Source organism: Actinoplanes sp. NPDC051343 (assembly GCF_044455125.1).
Classification (GTDB): domain Bacteria; phylum Actinomycetota; class Actinomycetes; order Mycobacteriales; family Micromonosporaceae; genus Actinoplanes.
In genome coordinates this window covers 22,948-28,947 of sequence record NZ_JBITEL010000031.1, presented here as the reverse complement: position 1 = coordinate 28,947, position 6,000 = coordinate 22,948, and the positions used below count along the sequence as shown (strand labels likewise).

Genomic DNA, 6,000 nt, shown 5'->3' with positions numbered 1-6,000 from the left:
CCGACGGCCCGGATGAACGTGGATCATCAGTCATGGTCACGTGTGTACTCCTCAACTCAAAGGTTGATCACGTACACAAACCATCTGACACGCCCCACCCACCTGACGGTGGCGGACAGCACCGCGAACACCGGCTGTTACCCGAGAAAGCGTGGCAACCACGGCGGGTCCGCCTACCCGATCCTGCGACTGAGCGCTCTGTTGTCCTGCGGCACCCGATCGATCCTCGACGCCGTGTTCGACCCCATCAGCGTCGGCGAACTCGACCAGGCCCGCCGCCTGGCCCGCAACCTGCACCCCGGAATGCTGCTACTGGCTGACCGTAACTACGCCGCCGCCGACCTGCTCAACACCCTCGCCGCGACCGGCGCTGACCTACTGATCCGCTGCAAGAACGGCCGCAAACTCCCGCTACTGCACCGCCACCGCGACGGCACCTGGCAGACCGTCCTGGCCGGACGACGCCTACGCGTCGTCGAGGCCCGGATCACGATCACCACCACGACCGGCACCCGCACCAGCGACTACCGGCTGCTGACCACACTGCTCGACCCGCACACCCACCCCGCCGCCCAACTGATCACCCTCTACCACCAGCGCTGGGAAATCGAGACCGCCTACCTCGAACTCAAATCCTCGATCCTCGGCGGACGGGTCCTGCGCGCCCGCACCCCGCAAGGCATCGACCAGGAAATCCACGCCCTGCTGATCACCTACCAACTGCTACGCACCGCCATGGTCGACGCCACCGACAGCCGCCCCGACCTCGACCCCGACCGGGCCAGCTTCACCACCGCCCTGAACACCGCCCGCGAACAACTCGTGCACACCGCCGGCGTCATCACCGACACCGTCATCGACCTGATCGGCGCTATCGGCACCGCCATCCTCGCCAACCTGCTGCCCGACCGCCGGATCCGGATCAAAACCCGCATGATCAAACGATCGAACAGCAAATACCAAGCCCGCGGCCCCAACATCGACCGGCGCAGCTACCAAGCCACCACCAGCATCAACATCATCAGCCCCTGACCTTGACAGCCAACACCACGCCTTAACTGAACGGCGTTGGTACTAGACGACCGGCACTTATGCAGGTAAGTGCGCACTGAGGCACGCTTAAATTGGGAGGTCCAAGCTGGTCTTCATTTATACCTAAATGAAGAACTAGCCAATCGCTTTTGCGGCGAAAATAATCTCGTCGACGTTCAATACTGTGCCACTTTGGAGGCAAAGTGTTAAAGCAGTCACCTCCACTCTGCCTCCTCCGATCAGGCCAGGACCCACCACTTCTATACTCTTGGGCAAGTCGGTCTTCTTCCTCTTCACTAACTCATGGATAACGGCGGCCAAGCGTAGCTGATAATCCTGAGGACCGAGTCGGCGAGTTCCCATGGCAGTCTCGATTACATCCATGGCTGATCCTGGCATTGAAGCGTCGAGCGCAAGCGCGATGGCACGTTTCTCGATATCGCCACCCGAGCTGCCAATAAGAGCGCCGCCGATGAGGTTTAGCGGCAGGTCCTTTAGGTGCTGGATCTTCAACTCGGCGAGAAGGTCTGACAAGCGAGAATTGAAACCTCTGATATCCATTGCGTGAATGTATCAGCCTAGCCGCGCGCGAGAGTCCTTTTGCCAGATTTCGCAACGCCGGCCTCGCCGCGTTGCCGCGAAAATTCGATTTGTGGTCAGCATACCCGCAAGATCGTTGAGGATCGACTCTGAGAAATTGGGATCGCGAATTGCACTTATACAAGCATTGTCGGGGTGACTTCAAATTGGCACATTATTCATTCATTCGCCCATGAACGGACTCGATTGGTGGCGGACGCGGTGTGCTGACGCCGGATGAGAGCGGCGTACAGTGCGCTATGGCGGGCGAGCGCAGAGTCCTCAATGCTGCCCGTAGTGCCCTTGATAAAGTTTTCGCATCCGAGCTATTAGGCCCTTTGAGGAAAAATTATCGCGAGCATCAAGCAGAAATCCAACCGTTGCGTTCGCCCTAGTCTTGTTGCGCTCGGCCGAGGAACTCCACCATGCGCCACCGACCGAGGTGATGATTCAGCTAGCCGTTGTGGCCAGTGGAAAGTTTCCGGTCACTGCGGCGGCCGTCATTGGCTGGGCGAATCCGGCTACCAGAAAAGACCTGGTAGCCTCCAAGCGATGCAGCGCCAGGTCCTTTTCAAGCTGCTCAAGGGGAGCCTCGATGGTGGTTTCGACATGCTCTGCAAAAGCTTGCAGCCTTTGAGCCCGGTCGGACAAGCCTGCGATTTGAGAAAGTTCCACTTGCTGATCATCAACATAGTTTCGGAACCGGCTTAGGCTATTCGATAAGCTTTCGCGGCACTTGACGATCGTTTTCGATCGGGATCGCATCAATGTTTCGAAGGCGAACGAATTTAAGGGCCATAAGCACGTACGATGTGCTGCCCTCGCGGAAGGTGCGCTGTTCTACGTCCGCCGAGTTTGATAGTAGCCTCAATGCCGACTCGACATCGCGATCCGCAGTCATACACCGCAGATCTGCCTGGTCAGTCAGCGGATCAAGTCCAAGGCGGTCGCTGACCTGCTTAGCAAGTGAAGACATATAGGCTCCGGCAAGCGCGGGATGCATCCCGATCCAATCATCTGGATCGCCACTGCCAAGACTTTCATGCAAAGCACCTCGACCACGGGTCGCCAAACCCATGTCAGACAAAATATCCAGCGTCCGCTGCGGGAACTTCGAGCGGTGAATCCAGCCTAGGGCAGGCTCTTCCGGCCCACTATCTCCGAACCTACGACCGTCAAAATCCCGGCGCGCTCTCTCGAGGCTGAAATCGGTCATCAAGTGATGACTATTTTCGCTCAACCCCTTTGCGAGATCGGCCGAGGCATGATGAACGAGCGACCCCGGAATCTCGTCCTTCAGGACGCCCGCATCCTTGAATGCTTGAGATGTAGGAGAGTCTCTAACCGGATAACCATCGGGTACCAGTCTGCAGATCGAAGGCCAGTAGAGCGCCATCTTAAGCCACGCATCATCGCGGACATGAATGAAGGGAAAGTAGAGAGCCAGCCGTAACACTTCGCCTCCTAGCGAGTCACTCCTCCAGAGGGTAAGCCCGCTGTTCCGCCTGATCATGGGAATTGAAGACTCTTGCCCGTGGCCGAGAGCGCAGCGGCGCGGCACTGCATTCTCGGCTCGACAACTCTGGGATCGGTCGATAAGCAGCGCAAGGGCCGTCGACATGTTATGACCGCAGTCGGGTAGCCCCGGCGCATTGCTGCGCCGGGGCCCCCTCAGATCCGTACGTGTCACTCGTCGCGACATACGGCTCAAGCAAGCCCCAGGGCGGCTCGGGCCGTGCGGTGTACCTGACCATCGGCCAAGCCACCAGCCCTTCGCCGCCGTGACGATCCGGCGCCGTAACCGACGTGCGTCGTCCTCCCGGAGACGCCAACTCGTGGCGTCTTGCGTCGTGGACCACGTCCTCAGGTCCGTTCACCCATCACAGGTGTCTAACTTGTCCCTCGGTTCCGGTGGCGTCGGTGCTTCGTCGTCACAGGCTCACCTGCCCACGTCAGCCTGCTTTCACAGCCGGGCACCAGGCCCGGTATCCGGCCGGTTATACGAGAAACGACCTGGCTGAAGGACCCGGTCACCACGTTCCCCGCCTTCCCGCTTCCTTTCGGCCGCCAGCGTTCGCTTCTTGGGCATCCTGTTCCCGCCAGGGAGTTGAGCCTTCCTCACGGTCGGCCTACCACCACCTAACGGTGGTGGACCCGGACGGGGTTTCCACGTTCCACACGCGTGAGCTACAGCCGGGTCGGGTGCCCTCTTGACCCCGGAGGCGACGGTGTCCACACAGTCACCGATGAGTCCTTGACTGCCGTCTGCCGACTTTCAGCGGCCAGCCTCTTTGTCTCCCCGGTCCAACAGGCCGTCCCGGAGAGCTGCCGTGACGAGGCGTCAACGAGGGTTCACTCCATTCACCCTTTCGGCCTTCCCCTCACCTGTAGTCCCCGGACGGTACGGGCACCCTTGGGCTTTTCCCTGAGCTTCGCACCCGGCAATTACTCGCCACGCACGTCAGAGCGGGGACCAGCCTTGGACACTGACCGGGAGTTACGTCTCGGGCATCACACCCGACCTCCAATCGACGTACTCACTCAACACGTGCGACCTCGTGTCGCACCTCAACTCGGCAGATCCGCGCACTTCCGCGCGTTGGGTGTGGTCACACGGCGCGACATCAAGTCCCCAAGCGGACGTCACCGACGTACTCGACGCTTCCTCGGAGCCCGGGAAGGCCGAGGCGCCTGATCATGAACCTACGCTTATCGGAGCCGGTCGGCGGCCTCTACTTCGTTTGGTTCTGCCCATGCGACGGCTGCCGCCCGGCGTAGCCGGGGTGGCCGGGCCCCAGACCCGCCCGTTGCGCGCGGCCGTCGATCCCCAGACCGCTAGCGGTTAACCCACCACCCGCCGCGCAGCTGGAGGAGCGGGTTACTGCGAGTGGTCCGCGGGTGGAGGGCCTCAGCGGTGGCAGCGTTGAGGCCCTTCCCCGTCTAGGGGGCCGCGCCGGTGCGCATGCTCAAGCAGAGGCGCATTGCTTCGTCAGAGCGGGTTCGTCAGAGCTGCATCAGCTCGTCGGCCATCCACGCTGGCACCCAATAAATCCAGCGTTGCCCCAGGTCAGAGGGTTTGGGAAGGGCTCCGCGGGAATCACATGGCAGTAGTTCCGGGACGCCGCGGGGCGATGCGCCCAGCCGGGCATGAAGCTCATCGGCCCCGTGAGGCGACGGGGGCCGCCTGCCGCCCTGGCTGGTCGTCGTCGCGGTGCACCGCCATGGCGGCGATCACCTGCTCGCAGGAGCCACAGTAAAATTCGTACCAATTGGTGGGGTCCGGCACGCCGCGCAGGAACCGCTGGTGCTCGTCATGGCCCAGGCGCTGCGCAAGACGATCCAGGGCCGCCCAGAACCGGTCACCGCCGAAGACGCTTTGACTCACCTGCAGGTGCTCGATCTGCCGATCGGAGGGGTTCACCGGGGGCGCCCGTCCTGCGCCTGCGGGCCGGCGCCCCGGTGTGACATCGGCTCAGGGCGTCGCCAGCCCCAGCGCCGGATGTCCCAGCGGCCGCCGTCGAGGCCCTTGGTGTACAGCGCGTCGGCCGCCGCGCACGCCTGCTGTGCGGTGGCGAAGGTGTTCTCCGCGACGTGGCTGTTGTCCCAGGGCAGGCCCATCAAATGCACGCGCCACCGGCCGTCGGGCATCTCGTAGACCCGTACGAGGTACTCCGCGGTCTCGCCGCCGTCGGCCTGGGCCAGGTAGGTAGCGGACTCGCGCACCCGGCGCTGCAGCTGGTAACCCGGCTCCACGCCGCACACGTTATCGCACAGGTGTTCCCCTGGGTCGTTTCTCTCGATTAGGCTTTCTAGCTGCGACTTTGCGCCGCGGATACTGTCCTGGTCGCCTGTATGTGGACCAAGGCGAGCATGTCGATGGACCGGCTCGGGGTGGGCGTTCGCGAGCTTAAGGCCTTCTGCCTCTATAGCTAAGATCTCGGAGGTGCCCATCATTGATCTTGATCATCATGCGCAGATCGTGCTGAGCCGGCCGTCCCCGCGGCGCCTGCCGATCTTGCTTGCACTGGCGGTCGGTTCGTTACTCTTCGGCCCCACGGGTGAGCCTCAGGGTTCGGCGGGGCCAGTTGATGAAGCAACGGCATGTTCGTCGTCCGGGGCCTTCCGTGCGTCGAACGGAGAAACCACCACCGTATTCGACGCGCAGGGTCGCGAGATCCAGCGGATTCCTCACTGTCTGGGGTGATTGCGTGAGTCCGACTGGTTGGGATCACTGGGCGGATCTCGGCGGAGAAACCTGCTCAGGGATCTTGAGCAGCAGCGGCAGCCTGTCGCTGGCCGTCCGACCCTTCTGGGGGGCCGGCCGGAATACGCCGGAAACCGGCAATGGCCTGGGACTGCAGCTCCAGCTGCGATCATTCGGCTGATCCA

The 6,000-nt window shown here is 62.2% G+C and carries 7 protein-coding genes; 2 read left to right on the top strand and 5 right to left on the bottom strand.

Going from position 1 to position 6,000, the window contains the following annotated elements:
* Positions 1 to 12 precede the first annotated feature (12 nt).
* Positions 13 to 1,032, top strand: coding sequence for an IS4 family transposase (locus ACIA5C_RS47795; RefSeq protein WP_396067901.1), 1,020 nt, complete (start codon positions 13 to 15; stop codon positions 1,030 to 1,032).
* A 135-nt stretch (positions 1,033 to 1,167) separates the two neighbouring features.
* On the opposite strand, the gene ACIA5C_RS47790 is transcribed toward ACIA5C_RS47795, so the two are convergent.
* The 5 genes from ACIA5C_RS47790 to ACIA5C_RS47770 form a co-directional block, all read right to left on the bottom strand.
* Positions 1,168 to 1,593 (bottom strand): hypothetical protein, encoded by a 426-nt coding sequence (locus tag ACIA5C_RS47790; RefSeq protein ID WP_396067897.1) that lies wholly within the window; start codon positions 1,591 to 1,593, stop codon positions 1,168 to 1,170.
* Between the two features lie 468 nt (positions 1,594 to 2,061).
* Positions 2,062 to 2,286, bottom strand: coding sequence for a hypothetical protein (locus ACIA5C_RS47785; RefSeq protein WP_396067895.1), 225 nt, complete (start codon positions 2,284 to 2,286; stop codon positions 2,062 to 2,064).
* Positions 2,287 to 2,323: 37 nt separating this feature from the next.
* The gene (locus ACIA5C_RS47780) at positions 2,324 to 3,067 is read right to left on the bottom strand and encodes a hypothetical protein (protein WP_396067893.1); all 744 of its coding nucleotides are present in this window, start codon (positions 3,065 to 3,067) and stop codon (positions 2,324 to 2,326) included.
* A gap of 1,698 nt (positions 3,068 to 4,765) precedes the next feature.
* The gene (locus ACIA5C_RS47775; protein WP_396067891.1) at positions 4,766 to 5,032 is read right to left on the bottom strand and encodes a hypothetical protein; all 267 of its coding nucleotides are present in this window, start codon (positions 5,030 to 5,032) and stop codon (positions 4,766 to 4,768) included.
* Complete coding sequence (locus ACIA5C_RS47770; protein ID WP_396067889.1) at positions 5,029 to 5,364, bottom strand: hypothetical protein; 336 nt, start codon at positions 5,362 to 5,364, stop codon at positions 5,029 to 5,031. The genes ACIA5C_RS47775 and ACIA5C_RS47770 overlap by 4 nt, the downstream gene beginning before the upstream one ends.
* Before the next feature lie 190 nt (positions 5,365 to 5,554).
* Here ACIA5C_RS47770 and ACIA5C_RS47765 point away from each other — a divergent pair, with 190 nt between their 5' ends.
* Positions 5,555 to 5,815, top strand: a complete 261-nt coding sequence (locus ACIA5C_RS47765) for a hypothetical protein (protein WP_396067887.1) — start codon at positions 5,555 to 5,557, stop codon at positions 5,813 to 5,815.
* Positions 5,816 to 6,000: the final 185 nt, after the last annotated feature.